This is a genomic window from Saprospiraceae bacterium, assembly GCA_016719615.1.
GTDB lineage: Bacteria > Bacteroidota > Bacteroidia > Chitinophagales > Saprospiraceae > Vicinibacter.
Genome location: JADJYQ010000001.1, coordinates 1,250,755 through 1,275,903, shown reverse-complemented (window position 1 = coordinate 1,275,903; position 25,149 = coordinate 1,250,755). Strand labels below are relative to the sequence as shown.

Below are 25,149 nucleotides of genomic sequence, written 5' to 3'. Positions count from 1 at the left end.
TTTAAGTTGTTTTGGCCTTCTTTTTAACGACTTTCTTTTTATTTAATTTATCAAAAGCATTTGGAACCTGCTCTTCAACTATGGCTTTGAATTCTTCGACGGTCATTTTTGATGCCATTTCTGAAGTCACTTTTTCGCCATTCTTTTTGGGGAGATTAATGATCTTTTTACCAAACTTTATAAAGGGTCCCCATCTTCCATTTTCAACGGTTATTTTGAGCTCATCAAATTTGTGAATAAATCTATTAGCTTCTTTATCTTCTTTGGCATCAATTAAAGGAATCGCCTGATCCAGGGTCAAGTTATCAAAATCAATTCTCCGAGGAATATTTACAAATAAACCATTCCATTTGACATAAGGACCGAATCGTCCTTTCCCCTTGGTGATAGGTAAATCTTTGTGATAGCCAATAGGTGCATCTTCAATTTCCTTCACTTTAATCAGCTCAATGGCTTTCTCAATGGGTATTTCCAATGGATCAATATCTTTTGGAATTGAAATGAATTGCTCATTAAATTTGATGTATGGACCAAATCTCCCCGCACCTACGACAACTTCCTGTTCCTTATAATTTCCTAGTGTTTTTGGAAGTTTAAACAAATCCAAAGCATCTTGAAAATTGATGGTTTCCATACTTTGGCCAGGTCTCAAATTTGCAAACAACGGTTTTTCATCTTCCTTCATTTCATCTCTATCACCCAATTGAACAACAGGTCCAAATCTCGTCAATTGCACCAAAACTTTTTTTCCAGACACGGGATCAATGCCTAAATCCCTTCTTCCTTTGGCTCGTTCGCCTTGCTCCATCACGACATCGACGTTCTTATGAAATGGCCAATAAAATTCTTCGATCATGTGTACCCAATCCATTTTACCGTCGGCGATTTCATCAAATTCCTTTTCAATTTCAGCCGTAAAACCGTAATTGATGATATCCGGAAAATGCTCTGCCAGATAATCACAAACAATTGAACCAATGTCTGTTGGATACAGGTGATTTTTACTTGCTCCTGTGATCTCAGATTCTTGTTTACTTAAAATTTTTCCATCTTTTAGTGTCCATGTTTGGTAAATTCTTTCTGTACCGGTTCTGCTTTCTTTGACTACATACCCCCGGTTCTCTTCCATAATTTTACTGATCGTCGGTGCGTAGGTAGAAGGACGTCCAATTCCCAATTCTTCCAATTTTTTAACCAGACTTGCTTCAGTATAACGCGATGGAGGCCTGCTAAACCTTTCTTGGACGAGTATTCGCTGATAATTTAATAAATCATTTATTCTTAGTGGCGGCAGAATGGAGGCCTGTTCTTCATCTTCGTCGTCACTGGATTCAAGGTAAAGTTTTAAAAATCCATCAAAAAGTAAGACCTCTCCAGTTGCCACAAATTTGCGTTCCTTCACTTTAGAAATGGAAATATCTACCTGTGTTTTTTCCAATTCCGCAGCAGCCATCTGTGATGCCATGGCTCTTTTCCAAATTAAATCATACAATTTTTGTTGATCTGAATCTTCTCCAGCAGCTTTTAAATCCATATAACTGGGACGAATAGCCTCGTGTGCTTCCTGAGCTGATGCATTTTTGGTCTTATACTGCCTGGTATGCACATATTTTATACCAAATTGATTTTCAATTTCTTTAGCCATTTCAGTCAAAGCTGTTTGACTTAAATTGGTTGAATCCGTTCTCATGTAGGTAATCCAACCACCCTCGTACAATTTTTGAGCAGCAGACATGGTGCGATTTACTCCAAATCCCAATTTTCTACTTGCTTCCTGTTGTAAAGTTGAAGTTGTAAATGGCGGTGCAGGATTGCGTTTTAAAGGCTTTATATCTACCTTTTCAACTTTGTATTCGGAGGATACACAAGATTTTAAAAAATTTTCAGCATCCGCTGCCAATTTAAATTTATGATCCAATGTCGCCTTTATCGGAGTTACATTCTGGTCCGCTTTTTGAAAAAGTGCATCTACTTTGAAATATGCATCTTGTTTAAAATCATTGATTTCCCTTTCCCGATCCACGACGAGTTTAACGGCAACAGATTGCACTCTTCCGGCCGATAACTTATTTCTTACTTTGCGCCATAGAATTTCACTCAATTCAAAACCCACCAAGCGATCCAATACTCTTCTTGCTTGCTGCGCATTCACCAGATGTAAATCGACCATTCTGGGCTGTTGCACAGCTTTTTGAATTGCAGTCTTAGTGATTTCGTGAAAGACAATTCGTTTCACAATCTTAGGATCGAGCCCAAGCACTTCGCACAAATGCCAACTTATAGCTTCTCCTTCGCGGTCCTCGTCAGTTGCGAGCCAGACTTCATCAACCTTGGAAGCCCAGTCTTTCAATTCCTTAACGACTTTCAGCTTTTCCGGTGAAACGATGTATTTTGGTTGGAATTTGTTTTGGATATCAATTCCTTTGGCACCTTTATCCAAATCGCGGATATGACCATAACTCGATTTGACTTTGAAGTCCTTACCGAGGAATTTTTCGATTGTTTTAGCTTTAGCGGGTGACTCTACAATCAGCAGTTTATTTGCCATTCAGTGTCTTTATTTTCTGATAAATTTCGGGCAAAGCTAATTTGTTTTTAATAACCCTCTGCATTTTATGAGTTTCCAACTTATTGTGTGGCGCTGTTTTTTTATCGAAGCTCTTTTGGATTTATTCACATATTATGCTGATTTTCAATATGTACAGGCTTGTTATTTTAATTTGAAACCGCAAAAACCACCGGTCAAAGTCGATTTAAATTTTGTTCCTAAACACCTATTCACTTATTCCCGATGCTCCTGTTTGGGGGGTTTCTCAAAGCTTTGGGGTTTGGACTTTCTCAACCTTTCCAAATGCTCTTTTTTTCGCTTTTGGACATAGCCTTGAATGAGTGCATCTTCTGAAATTACTTGCCCATTGAGATGCCTGTACCAAGACCGAATAAGAAGATCCATCATGTCATCAGGAAAACTAAGTCCTTTCGATTTCAGATGCTCCATGAGCCTGCTTCCTTCACCTAGCCCCCAGTGAATTTGCATCCAACGACCTAAACTAAAATGAAGTTTGCTCGCTACTGTATCCTCATTGGCTTCCAGCAAGCCTAAAGCCATTTTGTTTTCGGTAAGTTTATCCAATTCAAGCATGGCATCTGGTATGTCCTTGGGAATGTAAACATCATTGATTCGTTCTTTGGCAATTCTTTCCTTATATATGCTAAGAATTTCTTCTTTATTATCTTGTGCTTTTGCAAACACCGTACAAATTGCCATAAAGACTATACCCAAAATCCATTTATTCATTTGAATCTCTTTAATATTTGTCATGCCAAATTCAACAAATGATGAACGAAAATTTCCATGGTTAAATTTTACAATCCTAATTGTAATATCATTTTCAATATTGTGGCTAATTCAGGATTATCTGGCATTTTTCATGAGCTTATTAGTTCCCCTTATCTCCCTTTTTATCCTGATCATCAGTTTGATTGTTGAATATCTGGAAAAATCAAATGTTCCCAAATGGTATTATAAACTTCTTTTGCTTCTCATCATCCTGCCCATATTAACAGGATTACTCTTCTCAGGTTTAAATCACTTTGAATTTACATGGCAAACGATTGATTTTTGAAGCAGTTTCAACGAAAAATGGATATTCAAATTATGCTGCTTCTCCTGGCATGGATACGATTGCTCAATTTTGCAGATGGTCTAATTATGAATAAGAAGCTTTGTGAATATTGTTCTAATTGTTCTTAGCAAAAAACTTTATGTAAATGCTGTACAAAACAAATGCAATGATGGCACCTTCCATAAAACCTGCCATCACATCAAAGGGAAAATGTACACCCACATAGACTTGCGAAAATCCAACCAAAGCCGCCCATAAGAGTAAGAAATGCCGCCACAGGCTTTTGCGAAACCAAAGAAATAAAAAAACTGCCAATCCCATATGGTTTGTAGCATGGGAAGAAGGAAAACTATATCCACCACTGCAATCGATAGCAGCTTGGTATGTTTCGTTAAAAAAGCTTTCATTACAAGGGCGTTGCCTTTGGACAGATTTTTTGATAAGATTGCTGTTTAATTGATCTGTAATGGTAATAAGCAGAATACACATCAATAGCACTTTCCAGGCCTCTTTACCATAATTAAAAAATAAAAAAGAGAGCAAAAAAACATAGAGTGGTATCCAGGTATGTTTATCCCTGAATAAAACAAACCAATAGTCAAGCATTGGATGTCGCATATATTGTTGGACCCAACTGAAGCATTCATGGTCGAGTATATTAATCCAATCCATAACTTCAGGATTTCGTTTTTTGAAAAATGAGAATCATTCGTTCCGAAACATCAGCTTCAAATTTCTCTAATTTATAATTGCCAAACGAATGCAGAAATTTCATTTCGAAGGGTTCAAAAAGTGTTATTAAATCATTCACTTTGTATAATCTCACTTGTTCCTTGAAATTCAAAATCTTGCCATGGTCATTGATATATATTTCTTTGCGAACATAATTTGGGTGGAGCGTCCTGAAAATATTAAAATTTATGCCTTCTTTTTCAAACTCATCATTAGGGATAAAATTTTTAGTGAGTTCATGGGGATTTAAATAATCGATAACCAAATATGCACCCCATTTAAGATTTGCGGCCATACTACGGGCTGCACTTTTTTCATCAGAATAGGATTCAAAATATCCGAAACTGGTAAAAAGGCTAAGCACAGCGTCAAAATAATTGATTCTGAAAAGCCTGCGCATATCGTGCTTGTAAAAATGGAGGTTTTCATTCTGAAACTTTAAATTTTCCTCTATCTTTTTAATAGAAATGTCAATTCCGGTTACATCATAGCCCAATTCCATAAAAGCATTTGAATATCTGCCCCGCCCACAACCTACATCCAATATTTTGGCCAATGGTTGCAATTTTAAATAGGTCGATAGCGTCAGACCAAACTGATTGGCTTCTTCAATATCCCTTTGATTATATAGTAATTTATAGTAATTTGTTTCAAACCACTCTTCAAACCATTGTTTTCTCATGTCGCAATTCCGAGATTAGGAATAGATGTTATTCAAACCGGATTGACCACCACTCCCAGCCTTGAAATGGCAGTCATTCATTCGGGAGCTGATGGCGGCATCATGATGAGCGCAAGCCATAACCCGGGAGACTGGAATGCCTTAAAACTATTGAATCAAAAAGGTGAATTTATTTCAGAGGAAGATGGATTATGGATCAAATCTCAAAGCCAATTTCCAATAAATAGCTTCTCAAAGGTTCATGAACTTGGCAATCGAATATTTGTCCATGATTCGATCGAAAAGCATGTACAGGCAATCATTGCGCATCCATTGGTAAATACAGACGCCATACGGGAGAGAAAATTCAGAATAGCTGCAGATTGTATAAATTCTACAGGAGCATTGGCATTACCAGTATTATTTGATGCTCTGAATGTCGATTATCAGTTAATGAATGCAAATAATTTTGGAAATTTTGAACATAATCCTGAACCCCTTGCGGAGCACTTGCAAGAACTTATGGAATTGACAAAATCCCAATTTGATTTGGGTGTGGCAGTCGACCCGGATGTCGACCGATTGGCTTTAATCGATGAACAAGGTAAATATTTCGGAGAAGAATATAGTTTGGTGGCTGTAGCTGATTATGTACTCGAAAAAAGGCCAGGTAATACCGTTTCCAACTTATCGAGCTCGAGAGCACTTCGCGATTTAACACTTCAAAAGGGAGGAAAATATTTTGCATCTCCGGTTGGCGAAGTACATGTCGTTCATAAAATGAAGGAAATGAATGCGGTCATTGGAGGTGAAGGCAACGGAGGAATTATTTTACCGGATTTGCACTATGGCCGGGATGCCTTAATAGGCATTGCATTGGTTTTGTCCAATCTTTGCCTGAAAAACTGCACTTTATCAGCACTCAAAAAATTTTACACGGAATACGCAATGCAAAAAGACAAATTGCAACTAGATTCCAATACCAATACAGACGAACTTTTCCAATATCTGAAGGAAAATTATTCGGAATATTTAATCAATACAATAGATGGAATGAAAATAGATTTTGAAGATGGTTGGGTCCATATTCGAAAATCAAATACCGAAGCTATTATTCGTATTTATAGTGAAGCTACAAGCCCAGCGCTTGCTATAGAATATGTTGAACACATGAAATCATTGATCATCCAATATAATTCCTGAATCATGGCCAAACCCCGTTTTTATTTTGATCATGCCGCCACTACCCCATTACTTCCTGAAGTCAGAAACTATCTCCTTGAAATTTCTGAAAAGTATTACGGCAATCCGTCCTCAACGCATGCAGAAGGAAGGGCCTCCAGGAGTTTTATTGAAGAATCCAGAAAATCGATCGCTAAAAACATAGGTGCAAATCCTTCCGAAATATTTTTTACGGCATCCGGTAGCGAATCCAATAACCTTATTTTAAAAAGCGCTGCAGAAACACTTGGAGTAAAACGCGTCATCAGTACAAAAATTGAGCATTCTTGCAATCTCCAATGTTTTGAATGGCTGCAAAAGCACCATATGGCAGAGATTCAATTTTTGGATGTGGATATACATGGGAGAATTTCGCTGGATCAACTTGAATCCTTGTTAAAGGCATCTGAGAACAAAACTCTTGTTTCACTGATGCACGTAAATAATGAAATTGGCACCATAGCAGATCTCCAGCAAATCTCAAATTTATGTAGACAATACAATGCCTTATTTCACAGTGATACAGTACAAGGAATGGGATTCTCTACATATGATCTTCGGGAAATACATATTGATTTCCTGAGTGGATCCGCACACAAATTTTATGCCCCCAAAGGTTGTGCATTTGTATATATCAAAAATCAACATATCCTAAAGCCCATTATACATGGTGGAGCACAGGAACGAAATATGCGGGCTGGAACTGAGAATATTTATGGAATTGGAACCATGAGTTTCGCACTCAATTATTGCACTGAAAATATGGCCGTTCGACTTACACAATTACATGAACTAAAATCCCGATTTATAGACGGAATTTCTAAAATTGTACCCGGTCTTGAGTTCAACTCTCCGATTGAAAACTGTTCTCCAAAAATTGTTAATATCCAATTCCCGTGGTTTGAAGGCAATGAATTGATGAACATTTTATTCGACATAGAAGGATTAAGTGTGTCTGCAGGATCCGCGTGCAGTTCAGGCACGGAGAAGGGTTCTCACGTCATTTCAACCATTCGGCCCGACCATAAAGGAAAAGCGGTCCGATTTTCATTTGCACACTTCAACACTTTGGATGAAATCGATCAAAGTCTTGAGATCATCAGCAAATGTCTTCGCGGAAAATTATCATCTTAAAAGTACTTTCAGTTGCGTATTACTTGAAATAAGGCTAAAATATTTCTGAAGAAATAAATGAGCGTTTAATAAATATTTCTCGCTTTCAAATAAAATGAAATAATACTAACGATTGTTAGTATCCTCTTAATCTTTCCCGTTTGCAAACAAAAACACATAAGCAGCAATGATGGCGCCAATAACTTCACCGATGAGATAAATCCAAAAATTATTGAATCCCGAAATATTATTGATGCCATAACTAAGGGCAATAGAAGGATTAAAAACGCCACCTGAAATAGGGCCGAATACCATGCTCAAACTTGCAACAACAGCGCCAATAGCGAGACCGTAATATGAATTTCCGATGGTATCCCTGGAGCTGGTCACATTTAAAAGCACCCATGTTATTGCAAAGCTGCCTAATATTTCAGCTACAACTGCCTGCAAAGCGGTAACTGATAAGTCCATACCTTTTCCAACATTTCCCATAAAAAAAGCACCGGCAGTCAATGCTGCCATGGCAGCACCCAATAACTGCGCAAAAATATAAGCGGGCACATCAGCTGCTGAACATTTACCCCGGATAAAGACTGCTATGGTGATGGCGGGATTAAAATGAGCTCCGGAAATATGTCCACCTGCATAGGTCATTGCCATTAATACCATTCCCATAACCATCGCAGTGGAAGCATTCAAGCTACCCAAAGCACAAATATTGACGACCAGAACTAGAAAAAAACTGCCGGCACATTCAACAAGGAGTTTGTTCAGTTTCATACGATTAAATAGGCCTTAAAGATAATCAGAATCTTGAAGATATTACAGTTTTATATCATATAATATCAATCCCTTAATGCTCCATACCATTGAAGTGTAATAATGCCTGGCGAATAAAATGATGCAAACTTCAAAATCGAAATTCAGGCAAAGCTTAAGATTTTGTATGCATTCTCAAACCAATTTTGCAATTTCGTGTTAGAAAAGAAAAAGTTATGGACCGCAAAGAATTTTTAAAAAAGGGGATTCTTGGAACCGGAGTTTTTATTGCAACTGCTTCCAATGCAGGAACTATAGTAAATGATATAGATGAATTAAAGGATTTAGATCCTATAAAAATGCCTGCAGATTTAGGATTTAACCATATCCCAAATACGGATTCTAAAATAACGGCAAGTACCGTTTTACATAAGGCAAACACTCGTGGAAACGCAAATCATGGTTGGCTCAATAGCTATCATACCTTTAGTTTTGCCAATTATTACAACCCAGAAAGAATGCACTTCGGGGCATTAAGGGTGCTCAACGATGATACCGTGCAATCCGGAATGGGCTTCCCTAGACATCCGCACGACAATATGGAAATTATAAGTATTCCACTTGAAGGTGATTTAGAACATAAGGACAGTATGGGCAATGTTGCCGTGATCCGAAATGGCGATGTACAAGTCATGTCTGCAGGCAGCGGAATTCATCATAGCGAATACAACAAGAATAAAGAGAAGCTCGTAAAATTTCTCCAAATCTGGGTCTTTCCGAACAAAAAAAACGTGACTCCCAGATATGACCAGATTACTCTCCTGACGAAAGATCGCAAGAATAAACTCCAACAAATTTTATCACCCAGTCCAAATGACGCTGGAGTCTGGATCCACCAGAATGCCTGGTTTCATATAGGAAAATTTGACAACGGCATTTCGTTACCCTATAACATTCGCAAAACCGGAAACGGAGTATATGCATTTGTTTTAAAAGGTAATTTTTCGATCAACCAAATTAAACTGAGTTCCCGGGATGGTTTAGGTATATGGGATACCAAAATGATCAATATTACTTCAGAAAGTCCTGGTTCCGAACTACTGCTCATGGAAGTGCCCATGATGGTTTAAGATTTGAAATTTGGTTTACCAGTTGCGCTACAAATCTAAAGCGCGGCCAAAGAAAATAAGAACTAAATAAAGTCAAATGCAAGTATATGGGTTGTTATTTCAAGTTATTATCGTAATATTGCAATATATAATTATATATGGGGACCACAAAATCGAACCTCTTTACAGACAAACAAAATGACATCTCAAAACTTGGAAAAGCGCTGGGGCATCCTGCAAGAATAGCCATCATAGAGTATTTATTGAGTGTCGATTCCTGTATCTGTAATGATATTGTAGATAGGCTACCTCTCGCCCAACCCACCATTTCACAACATTTGAAAGAACTTAAAAATGCCGGACTTATAAAGGGCACCATTGAAGGAAATGCACTATGTTATTGCATTGATAAAAGTGCTTTTCAAAAACTGGAAAATTATTTCGGGCTGATCTCAAATAAGCTGAAAAAGAAAAATTTCAAATGCAGCTAAAATTTTAATGTTATGACAAGTATGCATTGCTCTCCGATAAACCGCAGCAAAAATTTGAGTTTTCTCGATCGATATTTAACACTATGGATTTTTCTGGCGATGGCCTTAGGAATACCTTTAGGCTATCTCATGCCATCGACCAGCGCTTTTATTCAATCTTTTTCAAGCGGCACTACGAATAAACCATTGGCAATAGGATTAATCCTAATGATGTATCCTCCTCTGGCCAAAGTGAAATACGAACAAATGGGCGAGGTGTTTAAAAATACACGGGTCTTGGCAGCTTCCCTATTGTTAAACTGGATTGTGGGACCAATGTTGATGTTTTTTTTAGCGATCGTTTTTCTGCCAGATAAGCCTGAATACATGATCGGCATTATCTTGATTGGCTTAGCACGATGCATAGCAATGGTCGTTGTTTGGAATGATTTAGCACATGGGGATAGAGAATATGCTGCCGGACTCATTGCATTGAATAGTATTTTTCAGGTTCTTTTTTATAGTGTATATGCTTATTTCTTTATCACGTTTTTGTTACCTGTTTTAGGGTATCGTGGTTTTATAGTGGATATTGGAATCGCGCAGATTGCAGAAAGCGTAGCAATTTATTTGGGCATTCCATTTGCATTAGGAATAATAAGTCGTTACGGACTCTTGAAATTAAAAGGAGAAACATGGTTTCAAAACAAATATATTCCTTTGATCTCCCCCATCACACTGATCGCTCTGCTTTTTACTATTGTATTCATGTTTAGCATGAAAGGCGACCTGATCGTGCAAATCCCCATGGATGTAATTCGCATCGCAATCCCACTTGTTATCTATTTTGCAGTGATGTTCGTTTGTAGTTTTTTTATTGGAAAATGGTTTGGGGCAGATTATTCAAAAAGTACTTCCATCGCATTTACTGCTACGGGCAACAACTTTGAACTCGCTATTGCAGTTTCGATTGGCGTCTTCGGGCTACATAGCGGGCAGGCATTTGCAGGAGTCATAGGGCCTTTAGTAGAAGTGCCCGCATTGATTGCTTTAGTGAATTTGGCATTTTGGTTTCAAAAGAAATATTTCAAAAATGATGAGGCTTTAATTTGAATCGATAGAAATTCTTTAGTCGTTTAATCGATATTTGCAAATGAATTCTCGAGAAATAGAGCTTTACATGCAGCATTGCTTTTTCCTGGCCAAAAAAGGAATCGGCTTTGTTTCTCCAAATCCGCCGGTTGGTGCATTACTTGTCCACCAAAATAAAATCATAGGTGAAGGATATCACAAAGCTTATGGCGAAGCCCACGCTGAAATCGCTGCAATAGAATCAGTAGCTCCAAAACAAAAACATTTGATAGCAGAATCCAGCTTGTTTGTTAGCTTAGAACCTTGTAATCATTTTGGAAAAACACCCCCCTGTTGTCAGCGGATTTTACAAGAAGGCATTAAAAATGTATATTATTCTATTCAAGATCCCAATCCTCAAATGTCGGGTAAAAGCATCAGCTGGCTCAGACAAAATGGCATTGTCGTTAATGGCCCGATATTAGCGGCCCAAGGCCTAGATCTCATTCGTAGTTTCTACATAAATACCACCCAGTGTAGACCCTATGTCATCCTTAAATTTGCCCAAAGTTCTGATTTTTATATAGCTAATGAAGGGCGAACCAAAATTTCAAATGAATATTCAAATCGCTTAGTGCACAAATGGAGACATGAATCAGACGGCATCCTTATTGGAAAAAATACCTTAATTTCCGACAATCCTTTACTAACCACCCGTTTATGGCCCGGTAAAAATCCGACACGAATCCTATTGGGAAATATTCCTGATGATCAAAAAAGTTCTTATGTTTTTTTCAATGATGAGGCCAAATCATTCGAACTCGATGACTTGATCAGAAGCAAGGACCGCCCACTTCAACAAATCCTCAATTCCATTCTTCAAAAAGGAATAGGCGTTTTGCTCGTCGAAGGGGGTGCACATACCATACAATCGTTTATAGATACCGGCCTTTGGGATGAAGCAAGGATAATAACGAATCAGAAACTCAAGCTTATTTCAGGAATAAAGGCTCCATGTATCAAAGGATTTTTAGAAAATAAATTCATATTAGAATCTGATGTAATACATATCATTCGCAAAAATAGACCTTCTTAGTTAAAATTGACTTAAAGTGCCGGGCTGCCAAATCCAACGCCTTGGTATTTCAGTTACTACATCGTTACTTTGTTGTCAAATTATATGGGTTCAAACATGAAGATGGTTCACGGGCTTTTCAAAAACAGGATTCCTGCTGGCATTTTCATTTTATTAGCTTGCTTTGTCACAGCCCCACTTTCAGCCCAAGAACAAATCAAATGGGTAGACTGGCATCAGGTTCAGTCTTTGATGCGCAAAGAGAAAAGAAAAGTTTTGGTCGATATCTACACAGACTGGTGCGGTTGGTGCAAGCGCATGGATGCTTCTACATTTCAAGATCCCAGAATCGTACAATATGTCAATAAAAAGTATTACGCAGTAAAGTTTAATGCAGAATACAAAGAAGACATTCAGTTTAAATCCAAAATTTATAAATTCATGGACAATGGTAAGCGAGGAATTCATCAACTCGCCATTGAAATCACCAACGGTCGTTTATCCTATCCCACTTTTGTTTTTATGGATGAAGATTTTAATACCATACAGCCACTTCCGGGATATCAGGATGCAGAAACCTTTGAAATCATCACTAATTTTTTTGGTGGCAATCACTATAAAACAACGCCTTATCAAAGTTTTATAGAAAATTTTAAGCCAAGTGCAGTGCCGAAGAAGCCTTAGTGATTTTTGTTTCGAAATTATATATACTTCTTTTGAATTTACAGCCATCACATTAAGGCACACTTAAATTTAAAAGTAAAGACTCAAAACCAACTCTTCGTTTTCCTTCTTGTTGCCGTCGTTTTAATCCCAAACATGCCCAACAGTCCTCTCGTCAATTCGCGCGCAACCGTTCGACCCACTTGTCTAGTGACCGTGCTGTCAAATACTTTTTCGATGGTAGATTTACTTCTTCGCAAAGGCGGGTTTTCTTCTGCAACAAGTTCTCTTTCTTCTGCTGCCTGAATTTTTTCTGCTAGTATGTCAGCAGCACTTTCGCGATTGATTTCTTTATTATAGAAATCAGCAATTTCAGAATTTTGAACAAGTGTTTGTATTTCGGAGTCGGTTAAAATATCCATTCTCGATTGGGGTGCGCGCAACAATACATGCACCAAAGGAGTTGGAATTCCTTTCTCATTAAGTGCCGTAAAAAAGGCTTCGCCAATTCCTAATTCAGTGATTTTTTGATCCACATCATAAAATGTCGTTTCGGGATAATTTTCTGCTGCCATCTTAATGGCTTTGCGATCTTTTGCTGTAAATGCTCTGAGTGCATGTTGAATTTTTAATCCTAACTGTGCTAGAACCGTTTCCGGAATGTCAATCGGGTTTTGGGTGATAAAATAAACTCCAATTCCTTTAGATCGAATTAATTTGATCACGGTCTCCACCTGGTCCATCAAAGCTGAAGTGGCCTCTTCAAACAACAAATGTGCTTCGTCGAAAAACAAAACCAATTTGGGTTTATCCAGATCACCGGCTTCCGGAAATTTAGCATACAACTCTGCCAGAATTTGTAGTAAAAAACTGCTGAAAAATTTTGGCTTATCCTGAATATCAACCACGCGAAGAATACTGATCACTCCTCTGCCCTGTTTATCATGTCTTACCAGGTCTTCAACTTCAAAGGATCGCTCCCCAAAGAATTGAGCTGCTCCTTGTTGTTCGAGTTCGATAAGTTTTCTAAGAATGGTGCCTGTGCTCACAGAAGAAAAGGAGCCAAATTCTGCCTCGATTTCTTTTTTACCTTCGTCGCTGGTAAACTGAATCACTTTTTTCAAATCCTCAAGATCCAGTAGCAACAATCCATTGTCATCACAAAATTTAAAGATCATCGACAACACACCTTGTTGTGTATCATTGAGGCCTAAAATTTTAGACAAAAGCACCGGCCCAAATTCCGAAACTGTAGCTCGCAATCTTGCACCAGGCTGATCACTAATGGTCAGTAACTCCACAAAATTTGAAGTGGCGGTCCACACTTTACCCAATTGCTGCATCCGGGCATCAATTTTAGGATTTGGATCTGCTGCTACTGCAATTCCGCTCAGATCGCCTTTGATGTCAAGTAACAAACTGGGTACACCTTGCGCCGACAATTGTTCAGCAAGCACTTGAAGTGTTTTAGTTTTACCTGTTCCCGTGGCACCCGCGATTAAACCATGGCGATTCATCGTTTTTAATGGGATACTCACTTCAACTTCTGAAATGGGAGTTCCTTCAAATACGCCTGCTCCTAAATAAATGGATGGCGACTGAAACTGATAGGCTTTTGAAATAGTATCAACAAATAATTCCTTTGACATTGAATGCAATTTATGTACTGGTAAAGATAATCTCTTTAAACAGGAAAGCCATCCCATTTCAAAATCTGGCAACAAATTTTACAGATTGAATAAATTAAATAGCTGCTTCAAAAAATAGGAACGCCAAAACAATAAGTCGAAATAATTTCACTTTCACTTCATGTTAGTTTCGCACTGTGTTTTATGCAATTGCTTTAGTTTTTCTCACCTTGTCTAGTGGTTTTGGACAACACAGTATATTGTCTGAAGGGATCCATCCGAGTTCATTTGCCAGAGCCAACACCGGTATTTGCTTGTGGAATAATTATATCAACACCGTCAATCCTGCCTTACTCTCAGGACTTACTAGCAGTTCCTTATCTGTTTACGCAAGGAACTATTATTTCACAAAAGGCGTATTGAACCAAAATATATTACTCCAATTCAAAATTGATAAACTTTCAGGTGCTTCTTTATTGCTTTCAAAAGATGGCAGTCAGGATTATGCCGAGTACTTGTTAAAATTGAGTTACGGCAGGCAGCTGGGACAGCATACAAAAATGGGAATAGCCGTCTTTGGATGGGTTTTAAATCAATTCGCAATAAAGAATAAAATGTATGTGAATGTGCAATGGGGCATCACCACTCGCATTAACCCCAATTTAATGGCAGGATGTGTCCTGTCCAATCCCTTATACTTTCATAAATCTGTGACAAATTCACCGCCCTTCCATTTTTCGAGTGGTATCAATTACAGAATTTATGATGGCCTGGAATTATTGGCAGAAATTCAGAAGCATGGATTTACAGCCTTAAGTACTTCAGTAGGCTTAAATTACCAGGCTTCCTTACATTTGCAATTGTTTGCAGGTGTACGTACTTCGGGTCCACAAATATCTGTGGGTATCATGTATGCATTGCGCAACAAATTCAAATGCAATATGGCAGTAGAAAATCATCCGCTTTTAGGCCCGAGTTTAAACACTGGCATTGATTATTTCATGATCAAATAATATGATGCATATAGGAGTCCTAAGTGCTACGACCAAAGAGATTGAACCTTTGCTTCAGTACTTATTGAAGCATTGGAATTCCATTTCATTAATGAACTTTCAGAAATCTGAAAAACTCGTATTTCCATTGGTAACCGGGATTGGCAGTACTTCTATGGCATTTGCTTTAGCCAAATTTCAAGCGATCCAAAAAATGGATTTTGTATTGCATTTAGGGGTTAGCGGAAGTTTTGATGCTCAATTAAAAAATGGAGAACTGTTGGAAGTAGTGAGTGAACAATGGGGTGATCTGGGCGCAGAAGAAGCCAACGGAAATTTTTTGGATGGCTTTGAATTAAATTTGATGGAGCCAGACCGCATTCCTTTTCAAAATGGAATCATTCACAATTTGCAATCTAAATATACCTCACAATTAAAGCCATGCAAAGGTTTAACTGTTAACTCCGTAAGCGGAACACAAAAGAATGCAGATCTAAGAAGACTCAAATTTGGCGCAAGCCTGGAAAGCATGGAGGGAATGGGAATCTTTTATGCCTGCAGGATGTTGGACTTGCCATTTATTTCCATTCGGGCTGTTTCAAATCCGATAGGACCTCGAAATAAAGAATTTTGGGATCTCCCTTTGGCTATAAAGAATTTAAACGAATATGCTATCGAATTTTTAGAAAAAAGAATTTAATACCATTTGTGTTTTCCAATGCGTTCCATAATAATTACTATTGCCAAAGTCGAGCACAAAATGCATTTACTCTTCCGCCTCCATAATGGAACCCATATTTTTATCGCTGTGACTGTATGACTTATTTTGTTTTATACTTATCGTGAATAACTAACGAAACCATTTGATGGTAAGTAAATTCGCCCTCCGGCATGCCGTGACTTTTTAAATATCTATCATAAATCCAGGATCGGATGGCAGGGATAAATTCAGGATAAGAGTCATGTTGCTTATGAACTTCCAATAAGTCTGTTTTAACCAAAGGATGTAAATTTTCAAATATTCTTTTGTATTGATTCGGATTAATTCTGCGAAAGTCGGCCAATAGATATTTTAGATAGTTAAAAGCAGCCACATAGCGGATCAATGGATCGGGACTCTGATGGCAGACTTTATAAGCGATAAAATTGCATACTGCCTCATGGGTAACACCAAAAGCATGTGCTAATTCATGTGGAATGGTGAAGGCTTGAGCTAATGTATGGAGCCCCGGATCCATCAGGCTTTCCCCTGAAAAGGGAATATAAATACCTGCAGCTGACCATACCAACAAAGAACCTGATGGATACAAATAGCGACACCTTGGATTACCTACTGCATTGATGCCATAAATATTTAAATAATTGCGAAGCGACTCTCTGATCTCAATTTCAAATTCCCTTTTATTGAAATTTTTCGTTTTCATATCGATAGATGCCCGAAGCTTTGAAATGTATTCGATATGATCGTTCATTTCAAGATAAAAAACCGAATCCTTTACAGGCTTTACGATCCAAGGATCTACACGAGTATAATTAAAACCCCAGGTCCAATAGAACCAAATATAATGAATGCAAAATATGAATATGAACCCATAAATGCCATTATGCCATTTCCACTTATTTTTTTTCCATAACACACTCCAATAGATCAAAAGTAGAAGCAACAAGCCAAGCCAAATGAGTGTCAATGGAATCGGGCTTTTCGAAAAGAGCACGTCCCATACCCGTCTATAACTTTCGAAAACAGCCTTAACATACAATGTTTGAATGTTGCCTTTATAATAATCAAGAATTAGATATAAGATATAGGTGCAAATCGCAAAAGTCAATACCCATAATAAATTCTTAAATTTGATCATGATTTCAATTCCCTTTCAATCAACATGAACCATTTTTAGAGCTGTTTTGTTATATCGGGAATAAAACAAAATTAGAATGGCATTTGAATTTACAGACACAAATTTTCAATCTGAGGCATTGGCACAAGACAGCGTAGCTGTAGTTGATTTTTGGGCTGAATGGTGTGGCCCCTGCAGGCTGGTAGGCCCTGTTATTGAAGAACTTGCAGGAGAATACGGAGATCGCGTTAAAATAGGAAAACTGAATGTTGACCACAATCCTTCGGTTTCTATGCAATTTAGCGTTCGCAGTATTCCAACCATATTATTTATTAAAAACGGACAAGTCGTTGACAAACAGGTAGGAGCAGCTTCTAAAGCCACCTTGAAACAAAAAATAGAAGCAATTCTTTAAAATACCCGATCCGTCGGATTGAGCCCTTATCTTTGCCGATAAGGGTTTTTTTATGAGTTTTTTTGAAAAATTTCCGGTTCAGGCTTATAACCACCTTGATTTATTAGCCAGTCAAGTCGTGGAAGGCTTTATTATTGGACTCCACAAGTCGCCTTTTCATGGCTTTAGCGTTGAATTTGCCGAGCACAGACTTTACAATCAGGGTGAAAGTACCAAGGATATTGATTGGAAGGTTTTTGCAAGAACCGATAAAATGTTTTCCAAAAAATTTGAAGAAGAAACCAACCTGAGATGCCAGATCGTCATAGATGCATCTTCTTCTATGTATTTTCCGGATCTACAATTAAAAAACGGATTTGTACTTAATAAATTCAAATTTTCGGCTTTGGGAGCCGCATGTTTGATGAATGTTTTACGCAGACAAAGGGATGCCTTTGGTATTTCGATTTTCGACAGCGAACTTCGTATCCATACACACGCCAAATCTAATACCAGCCATTATCAATTGTTGTTGAGTTACCTTGAAAAATATCTTTCAGACGAACAATTGACGAAAACAACTGATGCAACGACAGCACTTCACCAAATTGCCGATCAAATACACAAACGATCGTTAGTGATAGTATTCAGCGATATGTTTGACAAACATCAACAGCTGGATCAACTTTTCAGTGCATTACAGCATTTGAAGTACAACAAACATGAAGTCATCCTCTTTCATACTCTTGATAAGCAATTGGAATTGGATTTTGAATTTGAAAACAAACCTTATCAATTCATTGACCTGGAAACCGGTGAACAAATCAGAGTACAAGCACATCAAATCAAAGAGCAATACACTACTAAAATTAAAGCATATCATGCTGAGATTAAAGCTAAATGTCTCCAATACCGCATAGATTACCACGAGGCCGACATCAACGAAGGTTATGAATACATACTTCAGTCTTTTTTTGTAAAACGCCGTAAAATGAATATTTAACCATGGCTAAAATCAAACTTTCCAAAATTGAAACAAAGGCTCCTAAAAATTTGGATAAAGACCAATTGAAGGAAAAGACCGCAAAACTCGCAGAGAAGACATAGGTAAGATGGCTGAAATGTTATACGCGAGCAAGAAAAACAGCATTTTAGTGGTATTGCAAGGAATGGATGCCAGCGGCAAAGATGGTGTTGTGAAATCTGTTTTCGCGGACTGCCCGGCTCTCAGCATTGATGCGCATGCTTTCAAAAAACCCACAGAAGAAGAAATGGCGCATGATTTTTTATGGCGGGTTCATAAATATGCGCCGGCCAAAGGCCTGATCAAACTTTTTATCAGAAGTCATTACGAAGACATCCTCATTCAAAGAGTTCACAAATGGATCGATGATAAAAAAGCGGCGATGCGCCTTGCAGCAATCAATAACTTTGAAAATACACTTGTTGAAGACAATGGGACAACAATTATAAAATGCTATTTGCATCTATCGCATGAGCGTCAATTGGAAAAACTCGAAGAGCGCAGAATCGAACCCGAAAAACAATGGAAATACAATCCGGCAGATTTTGAGGAAAGCAAATTATGGGATCAATACATGAAATATTATGAAGACGCAATGAACGGATCCGAAATTCCCTGGCATATTATTCCTTCAGATCAACGGTGGTACAGAAATTACTGCGTTGCAGAAATCGTTCATGCGGCCATGAAAAAATTAAAGCTGGCCTACCCTACGCTAAGCAATGCCTGAAAAAGTCCGGTTAGATAAATGGCTATGGGCTGTAAGAATTTACAAATCGCGAACCATCGCGACAGATGCTTGCAAAAAAGGCAAAATTCGCAGTAACACCACAGATTTAAAAGCTTCCCACCTTGTTAAACCGCAAGATATTATTGAAGTACGCAAGAATGGTTTCAACTTTAGTTATAAAATTTTGATATTAATCGAAAAAAGAGTTTCAGCAAGCGAAGCAGCAAAGTGTTATGAAAATCTTACTTCGCCTGAAGAGCTTAATAAATACAACAGTTGGTTCACATCCACAAACAATTTTCCAACAAGAGAAAAAGGCAGCGGCCGACCCACGAAAAAAGAAAGGCGGGAGTTGGATGAATTGGTGTAAAAGCTGTTAGTTGTTAAACAAAATTTACCTGCTCTGCGTAGTCTTCATCCCGCTTTATAAATGTAAAATGGGCACCGCATATTTTTTCAAAGCGGGATCCAATGGGGCGATAGGAAAACTCCGTTTTCCAAACGAAATGTCAATTTTTATTCAATCAACAGTTGTTAAATGCTTCAATGATGTTCCTGCTATCTTCAAAATCCGTTCGCAAAACTAAGTTTTGCTATCACTCGAGCGGAGTCTAAGACTAAGCTCAGCTGCAGGATGAAGACTCTGCTCAGCTGCATTTACAGGATAAAAGATTTCTCAGAATGAACTGTATTTAAACAAGCTTTGAGCTAAAGACTTTTCGCTTTCCCTACCGCACAATTTTTCCCACACATATCATCCCTGCTCCATTAATTTTATAGATGACGAAAGAAGCATCCGGAATTTCAAAAGAGAATAAATTGATTTGTTTGTTGAGTATTTTATTTTCATAAAAAAGGCGCTTCCCTTCAATCGAATAAAATTCGAATTGGTAGGTCCCATTTTTAGGAATGAATAATTCCATTTCAACTGTTTGTTGATCTGATTGCGGCCTTACTGACCGGACTGTACATTGTAGTGGGTCTGTTCCTATAGATTCTGTTCCGGAAAACAACGATGGATTTGGAACCTGTTTAAATTTTTGTTTAATTCCAGGAATATTTCCATCGTGGTTCTCGGCATTTTTTTGCAACTCCATTCCTTGGCCTCTTAAAGAGTTATGATCTCCTACCAATCCCGGATCACAGTCGGGTATGTTTGCATGGCTGTTTTGGATGTTTATTTTTGTTCTGCAATAATCCTGATTTCCGTCTTTGTCAGTGACCCATATTTCCACTTCCTGCTCGCCGACATCGTCGCAGTTAAATATTCGGGCCCTGTTGCTGGTATCACTTGAAAACGAAAATCGAAGTGACTGACCGGGACATTTGTGCCAACTACCCTTGTCGAGATCTGATGCCCAAACTTCTGCCATACCATTGTCGACGATCCCATCCTGATCGGTATCTACAGGCATCAAGCCAATGATGACACCTGTAAGGCAGTAAGGGGTAGGTTTAATGCCATTGCGAATTTCGAGATTCATTTCACACTTAGCTTCTTTGCCACAGGCATATTCAGCTGAATAATAAAAACTGTATTTTCCATTTGGATAATAACCCGTTGCATTGGCATTCTTTTCAATAGAATACGAAGAAGTATTGGAGATCGTGTGATAAATTGGACAAGCAGATTCAAATTTTGCTAAATCGAACTGCACATACAAACTGTCGCAATTTTTATCATTAGTGATAATCGTATCCTTTTTGCAATTTAGTGCAATTTGATCGCTGGTTTGTATCAATTTAATGACCTGTGTATATGTAAATATACCCCGGCCTGGATAATTGATTGGATCATATTGACACCAGTCCAAAATTTTCCATTCTCTCAACAATTTGATACAAGCCGGATTGACCTTAAAACGGGTATCTTTATAACTTAACATAGGTTTTGCACAAACCGTGCGCTCCCATTCAGGAGCATCATAAGGCGCGGTCAATAATTTCAAATCAGCTTCCGGGTCACAACTGCTGATTTCCAGTGATGGCGGCCAATCAACATCTCTGTAACTGAATGAGCCCAAATTGCTGATGGTAATGACCTGAGTACAGGTAAACCACTTCCAGTTCTCAGGATTTTCGGCACCCCAGGTTCTCTTGATCGTTCCTTTTCCACAATCATCGAGTTCGATGACGGTTCCGCAATCATGGATGTAATTTATTATTCCGTTGTAATTGGTATAAGCTCTGCCATATACATTCAAGTCATGAAGATAATCCTCTCTGCAATTAACAGTAACATCAGGAGGGCAAACCAGCTCGAAATCTGCATATACAGGAATGCAGAAAAATATAATTAAAATAGCTGCATGAAGGATGTTTTTGAGTAGATTTTTCATAAGTGTTGAGTTTAAAAAAAATGGGTTTGACAGCAAATATAGAAATTTTTCATATTAGTTTCCTTTTAATAAGTACTGTTCAATAGACTATTTCCTGTATCTGTTCTTGTATAATCTCTATTATCATCAGAAAGACCCATGCGGGCAATTTATGAAGTTACTTTTCAGTTACTTCATCACGATCATATCTTTGCTATAAAATTAAACGATTCAAACAAATGGCTATCTAAAGGCCAATAAACCGCTTCTCATGAAATTTTTACATTTCCTTGCATTTTTTTTCCTGATGGCCCCTCATTTTGCAATGAAAACAAATGGTGATCCGGAAGTCCAGGTTTATTTCTTTTTACTGGAAGATTGCAAAATTACCAAATCCTATATCCCGGAAATTAGAAAAATTGCAGATGATTACAGGGGCACTTCAATAGATTTTAAAGCAGTATTTTCCAATCCATCCTCCATCCCAGATAGTGTTTATCTTTTCTTAGATAGTTATCAATTGCCTATGGATGTTTTTTTTGATGAAGATCAAAAACTGGCCAATGAATTTCAAATAAGAGTTATGCCGGAAGTCGTGGTTGTACATCGCAAATTGCACAAAATTATTTATCAGGGTAGAATCGACAATTTATTTGCCAGCCTGGGTAAAAAAAGAGCACGGGCAACAACACATGAATTGCGGGATTGCTTAGCTGCCTTAAAACAAGGCATTATACCCTTGCCCAAAAAAACAGAAGCTATCGGTTGCTTTCTCGAAAAGCAATCTAAAAATTAATTGTAATTTTACTTTATGAAACACAAACTCCTCCTTTTATCTTTTATTAGCTTTTGTCTGGAACTTTCAGGGCAAACCTTCTCAGAAGATGTAGCTGATATCATATATACCCATTGCGCCAATTGCCATCGCAAGGGAGAAATAGGTCCTTTCCCGCTTACAACTTATGAAGAAGTTAAAAATCGCGCAAACTCCATCAGATTTGTTGTTGAATCAAGATATATGCCGCCCTGGAAGGCGGATCAAAATTACCAGCATTATCAAAATGAGAATTTTCTTGAAGCTTCAGAAATACAAAAAATAATATCCTGGGTGGATGCCGGAACTCCACAAGGGAACCCTGCCAACGAACCTGCTTTACCAAACTTTCCAACAGGCTCACAAGTAGGAACCCCTGATTTGGTTTTGTCCTTTACACAATCGTATGTGCACAAAGGAAATAACCGCGACGAATACCGATATTTTGTATTACCAACCGGTCTGACCGAAGACAAAGAATTGATTGCATTAGAAATGAGACCTGGCAATGCAAAAATTGTACATCACACTTTGTTATGGGCAGATGCTACCGGTCTGGCTAAAATCGAGGATGAGAAATCAAGTGAATACGGATTTTCCGGTGGCGGCTCTGTAGGTTTTCTCGGAGATCAATTACCAGGATTTGTTCCCGGACAAAAGCCCAATTTATTTCCACCGGGAATGTCTCAAAGGGTTCCAAAAGGATCAGATCTGGTGTTACAAATGCATTATGCACCTAGCAGTATTGATCAAAGCGATAGTTCAACGGTCAATTTGTTTTTTGCAAAACAAGCCTCCAAGAGGACCGTATTCAATAAAATCATGTTACCTACCGAACTCGTGAATGGTCCATTTGTCATGCCTCCGGAGTCTGTAAAAACGTTTCATGGCGTATATAAAGTGCCGATTGATGTCAGTTTACTTGGAATCTGGCCTCATTGCCATATGTTAGGAAAAAAATGGGAAGTCTATGCTAAACTCCCCAATGGTGATCAAATACCATTAATTAAAATTGATGATTGGGATTTCAATTGGCAAGGTGCTTACTATTTCAACAAACTCATTGTATTGCCCAAAGGATCCGAAGTACATGGATTTGCAACGTATGATAATAGTTCCAACAATCCCGTCAATCCAAACATTCCACCCAAATACGTCACCTGGGGCGAAGGTACTTCCGATGAAATGTATTATTTACCTCTATCATATGTCTTGTATCAGCCCGGAGATGAAAATCTCATTTTAGATGCTGAACTTTTAGAGGATGATGGGCCTTTTTCGCGCTTTTCACAAAGTGGAATATCTGCAATTTATCCCAATCCGGCGGTGGGTAAAGTTAATGTTGATTTTGTTTTGAATAAAACCCAAAAGATTAAACTGGACTTGAAAGATTTGTTGGGAAATACTTTGTATAACATCATAAATCCAGCCTCTTATTATCAAGGACAACACCAAATCGAATATAAATTACCAGACGACATTCCGTCGGGATTTTATATGATTGAGTTGCAGACCCAGGACATCATATTAAGTCAAAAATTGTTGATTAAGAAAGAAAATTAATTTCAAAACATTTCATCTTCACAAGACTTTAAATAGCAACAATTTCCTATTCACAAAACTGCCAGTAGATTTAAGATAAAATGAAACAACACACGCCCGGCCTTTGGGACTGGTCCATCTTATTACTGTTGGCATTGATTTGGGGATTTAGCTACTATTTCATCAAACATAGTTTAACAGGTTTTAAACCCGACCAGATCGCAAGTCTGCGAATGGTCTTCAGCAGTATAGCGCTGTTACCATTTTTACCAAGTGCACTAAAGATTGTACCTAAAGAAAAATATTATATCATCGCCTTTGTTGGCATCATCGGATCTTTTCTTCCCGCTTACTTATATCCTTTTGCCCAGCAAAAAATTTCGAGTTCAGTTGCAGGTATTATCAATGCATTTACGCCAATATGCACTTATGGCTTGGGCGTTTTATTTTTTTCAGTACGAAACGAAAAGACAAAATTTATAGGAACCGCAATCGCACTGATCGGAGCATTTTGTCTAATTTTATTAAGACCTAATGCAGAACTTAAAGCAGAAGCTTTCTTTTTATTTGTAGCTTTCACCGTACCCATTTTGTACGGAATCAATGGAAATACCATTAAGTCTAAATTGCAAGGCATCCCAGGTACTGAGATGACAACATTGATGTACTTATTTACGCTAATCATCTGTATTCCCGCTTGCTTTATAAATGGATCGTTCCAACAAATACCCATATCCTTAGCGCAAGACAATTCCTTTTATCATTTACTAGCTTTGAGCTTACTCGGCAGCGCTTTGGCAATGACTCTTTTTAATATCCTAATTCAAAGGGTCCACGTTTTGTTCGCCAGCAGTGTGACCTATTTGATGCCCCTGGTAGCCATCATTGTAGGTTGGATGGATGGTGAATCGATTTTGTGGAATGATCTGGTAGGATTTTTATGCATCTTGATTGGAGTGTTGATAACCAATGAGGCGCTGAAGTTTGGGAGTAAAGCTGGAAGATTAGGCTTGTAGGCTTTCCCGACATAAATAAACTTCTTATTTGCAATAACTTTATAATGTCGGGAGGCTTGTAGGAAAAAAAATACACTCTAACGAATGTTAGTTCAATAAAATTCATCTTTTTTTGAATTATTTTTCCGTTCTTTACTTGTTAAGTAATATCGCTTTTCGCTTTTCGCTGCTTGACTACTACGAAAAAACAAATACTAACGTATGTTAGTTCCATAAAGTGGTAATTATTTCCACTATTTCACTTATACTTTACTCCAAATTCAAAAAATCTTAACTCCTTGCTCTATAATCTATAATCTCTTACCTAGGTTCCATGCTCCATAATCTCTAATACTTAATCAAATCAATCCTGC

The 25,149-nt window shown here is 37.9% G+C and carries 25 protein-coding genes; 17 read left to right on the top strand and 8 right to left on the bottom strand.

Features of this window, described 5'->3' with window-relative positions; genetic code table 11:
* Position 1 precedes the first annotated feature (1 nt).
* The gene (gene topA / locus IPM92_05325; GenBank protein MBK9107803.1) at positions 2 to 2,548 is read right to left on the bottom strand and encodes a type I DNA topoisomerase; all 2,547 of its coding nucleotides are present in this window, start codon (positions 2,546 to 2,548) and stop codon (positions 2 to 4) included.
* 234 nt (positions 2,549 to 2,782) lie between these two features.
* The gene (locus tag IPM92_05320) at positions 2,783 to 3,298 is read right to left on the bottom strand and encodes a hypothetical protein (protein ID MBK9107802.1); all 516 of its coding nucleotides are present in this window, start codon (positions 3,296 to 3,298) and stop codon (positions 2,783 to 2,785) included.
* Positions 3,299 to 3,320: 22 nt separating this feature from the next.
* Between IPM92_05320 and IPM92_05315 the strand changes: the two genes are divergently transcribed.
* Positions 3,321 to 3,626: a hypothetical protein gene (locus IPM92_05315; protein MBK9107801.1), complete on the top strand. Its 306-nt coding sequence runs from the start codon at positions 3,321 to 3,323 to the stop codon at positions 3,624 to 3,626.
* Between the two features lie 114 nt (positions 3,627 to 3,740).
* On the opposite strand, the gene IPM92_05310 is transcribed toward IPM92_05315, so the two are convergent.
* Together IPM92_05310 and IPM92_05305 are read right to left on the bottom strand one after the other, a co-directional pair.
* Positions 3,741 to 4,298 carry a phosphatase PAP2 family protein gene (locus tag IPM92_05310; GenBank protein MBK9107800.1) on the bottom strand — a complete coding sequence of 186 codons (558 nt, stop codon included), beginning with the start codon at positions 4,296 to 4,298 and terminating at the stop codon, positions 3,741 to 3,743.
* A 4-nt stretch (positions 4,299 to 4,302) separates the two neighbouring features.
* The gene (locus IPM92_05305) at positions 4,303 to 5,040 is read right to left on the bottom strand and encodes a class I SAM-dependent methyltransferase (GenBank protein MBK9107799.1); all 738 of its coding nucleotides are present in this window, start codon (positions 5,038 to 5,040) and stop codon (positions 4,303 to 4,305) included.
* Here IPM92_05305 and IPM92_05300 point away from each other — a divergent pair.
* Both IPM92_05300 and IPM92_05295 read left to right on the top strand, forming a co-directional pair.
* On the top strand, positions 5,029 to 6,222 hold the full coding sequence (locus IPM92_05300; GenBank protein MBK9107798.1) for a phosphoglucosamine mutase: 1,194 nt from the start codon (positions 5,029 to 5,031) through the stop codon (positions 6,220 to 6,222). The genes IPM92_05305 and IPM92_05300 overlap by 12 nt on opposite strands.
* 3 nt (positions 6,223 to 6,225) lie before the next feature.
* A complete protein-coding gene (locus IPM92_05295; GenBank protein ID MBK9107797.1) occupies positions 6,226 to 7,374 on the top strand; it encodes a cysteine desulfurase in 1,149 nt (382 codons plus the stop codon).
* Between the two features lie 126 nt (positions 7,375 to 7,500).
* On the opposite strand, the gene IPM92_05290 is transcribed toward IPM92_05295, so the two are convergent.
* Entirely contained in the window at positions 7,501 to 8,133 is a 633-nt protein-coding gene (locus tag IPM92_05290; protein ID MBK9107796.1) for an aquaporin, read from the bottom strand.
* Positions 8,134 to 8,348: 215 nt separating this feature from the next.
* Between IPM92_05290 and IPM92_05285 the strand changes: the two genes are divergently transcribed.
* The 5 genes from IPM92_05285 (at position 8,349) to IPM92_05265 (ending at position 12,521) form a co-directional block, all read left to right on the top strand.
* Positions 8,349 to 9,242, top strand: coding sequence for a pirin family protein (locus tag IPM92_05285; GenBank protein ID MBK9107795.1), 894 nt, complete (start codon positions 8,349 to 8,351; stop codon positions 9,240 to 9,242).
* Between the two features lie 137 nt (positions 9,243 to 9,379).
* Complete coding sequence (locus IPM92_05280) at positions 9,380 to 9,712, top strand: winged helix-turn-helix transcriptional regulator (GenBank protein ID MBK9107794.1); 333 nt, start codon at positions 9,380 to 9,382, stop codon at positions 9,710 to 9,712.
* Between the two features lie 12 nt (positions 9,713 to 9,724).
* Positions 9,725 to 10,804 (top strand): ACR3 family arsenite efflux transporter, encoded by a 1,080-nt coding sequence (gene arsB, locus IPM92_05275; GenBank protein MBK9107793.1) that lies wholly within the window; start codon positions 9,725 to 9,727, stop codon positions 10,802 to 10,804.
* Between the two features lie 40 nt (positions 10,805 to 10,844).
* On the top strand, positions 10,845 to 11,858 hold the full coding sequence (ribD, locus tag IPM92_05270; protein ID MBK9107792.1) for a bifunctional diaminohydroxyphosphoribosylaminopyrimidine deaminase/5-amino-6-(5-phosphoribosylamino)uracil reductase RibD: 1,014 nt from the start codon (positions 10,845 to 10,847) through the stop codon (positions 11,856 to 11,858).
* A gap of 96 nt (positions 11,859 to 11,954) precedes the next feature.
* Positions 11,955 to 12,521, top strand: coding sequence for a DUF255 domain-containing protein (locus tag IPM92_05265; GenBank protein ID MBK9107791.1), 567 nt, complete (start codon positions 11,955 to 11,957; stop codon positions 12,519 to 12,521).
* An 83-nt stretch (positions 12,522 to 12,604) separates the two neighbouring features.
* Here IPM92_05265 and IPM92_05260 read toward each other — a convergent pair whose 3' ends face one another.
* Entirely contained in the window at positions 12,605 to 14,149 is a 1,545-nt protein-coding gene (locus IPM92_05260; GenBank protein ID MBK9107790.1) for a DUF853 family protein, read from the bottom strand.
* Positions 14,150 to 14,325: 176 nt separating this feature from the next.
* Between IPM92_05260 and IPM92_05255 the strand changes: the two genes are divergently transcribed.
* Positions 14,326 to 15,141 carry a hypothetical protein gene (locus IPM92_05255; GenBank protein ID MBK9107789.1) on the top strand — a complete coding sequence of 272 codons (816 nt, stop codon included), beginning with the start codon at positions 14,326 to 14,328 and terminating at the stop codon, positions 15,139 to 15,141.
* 1 nt (position 15,142) lies between these two features.
* Positions 15,143 to 15,820, top strand: coding sequence for a futalosine hydrolase (mqnB, locus tag IPM92_05250; protein ID MBK9107788.1), 678 nt, complete (start codon positions 15,143 to 15,145; stop codon positions 15,818 to 15,820).
* A 121-nt stretch (positions 15,821 to 15,941) separates the two neighbouring features.
* Here mqnB and IPM92_05245 read toward each other — a convergent pair whose 3' ends face one another.
* Positions 15,942 to 16,979, bottom strand: coding sequence for a DUF3810 family protein (locus IPM92_05245; GenBank protein ID MBK9107787.1), 1,038 nt, complete (start codon positions 16,977 to 16,979; stop codon positions 15,942 to 15,944).
* Between the two features lie 76 nt (positions 16,980 to 17,055).
* Between IPM92_05245 and trxA the strand changes: the two genes are divergently transcribed.
* The 4 genes from trxA (at position 17,056) to IPM92_05225 (ending at position 19,476) form a co-directional block, all read left to right on the top strand.
* A complete protein-coding gene (gene trxA / locus IPM92_05240) occupies positions 17,056 to 17,373 on the top strand; it encodes a thioredoxin (GenBank protein ID MBK9107786.1) in 318 nt (105 codons plus the stop codon).
* Positions 17,374 to 17,425: 52 nt separating this feature from the next.
* Positions 17,426 to 18,355 carry a DUF58 domain-containing protein gene (locus IPM92_05235; GenBank protein MBK9107785.1) on the top strand — a complete coding sequence of 310 codons (930 nt, stop codon included), beginning with the start codon at positions 17,426 to 17,428 and terminating at the stop codon, positions 18,353 to 18,355.
* A gap of 109 nt (positions 18,356 to 18,464) precedes the next feature.
* Positions 18,465 to 19,106 (top strand): polyphosphate kinase, encoded by a 642-nt coding sequence (locus IPM92_05230; protein ID MBK9107784.1) that lies wholly within the window; start codon positions 18,465 to 18,467, stop codon positions 19,104 to 19,106.
* Positions 19,099 to 19,476, top strand: a complete 378-nt coding sequence (locus IPM92_05225; protein MBK9107783.1) for an RNA-binding S4 domain-containing protein — start codon at positions 19,099 to 19,101, stop codon at positions 19,474 to 19,476. Before IPM92_05230 ends, IPM92_05225 begins: the two co-directional genes overlap by 8 nt.
* 358 nt (positions 19,477 to 19,834) lie before the next feature.
* On the opposite strand, the gene IPM92_05220 is transcribed toward IPM92_05225, so the two are convergent.
* Entirely contained in the window at positions 19,835 to 21,445 is a 1,611-nt protein-coding gene (locus IPM92_05220; GenBank protein ID MBK9107782.1) for a hypothetical protein, read from the bottom strand.
* 250 nt (positions 21,446 to 21,695) lie between these two features.
* Here IPM92_05220 and IPM92_05215 point away from each other — a divergent pair, with 250 nt between their 5' ends.
* The 3 genes from IPM92_05215 to IPM92_05205 all read left to right on the top strand — a co-directional run bounded on the left by IPM92_05215 (position 21,696) and on the right by IPM92_05205 (position 24,796).
* Complete coding sequence (locus IPM92_05215; GenBank protein MBK9107781.1) at positions 21,696 to 22,220, top strand: redoxin domain-containing protein; 525 nt, start codon at positions 21,696 to 21,698, stop codon at positions 22,218 to 22,220.
* A 15-nt stretch (positions 22,221 to 22,235) separates the two neighbouring features.
* Positions 22,236 to 23,801 (top strand): T9SS type A sorting domain-containing protein, encoded by a 1,566-nt coding sequence (locus IPM92_05210; protein ID MBK9107780.1) that lies wholly within the window; start codon positions 22,236 to 22,238, stop codon positions 23,799 to 23,801.
* A gap of 80 nt (positions 23,802 to 23,881) precedes the next feature.
* Positions 23,882 to 24,796 (top strand): EamA family transporter, encoded by a 915-nt coding sequence (locus IPM92_05205; GenBank protein ID MBK9107779.1) that lies wholly within the window; start codon positions 23,882 to 23,884, stop codon positions 24,794 to 24,796.
* The last annotated feature ends 353 nt before the right edge of the window (positions 24,797 to 25,149 follow it).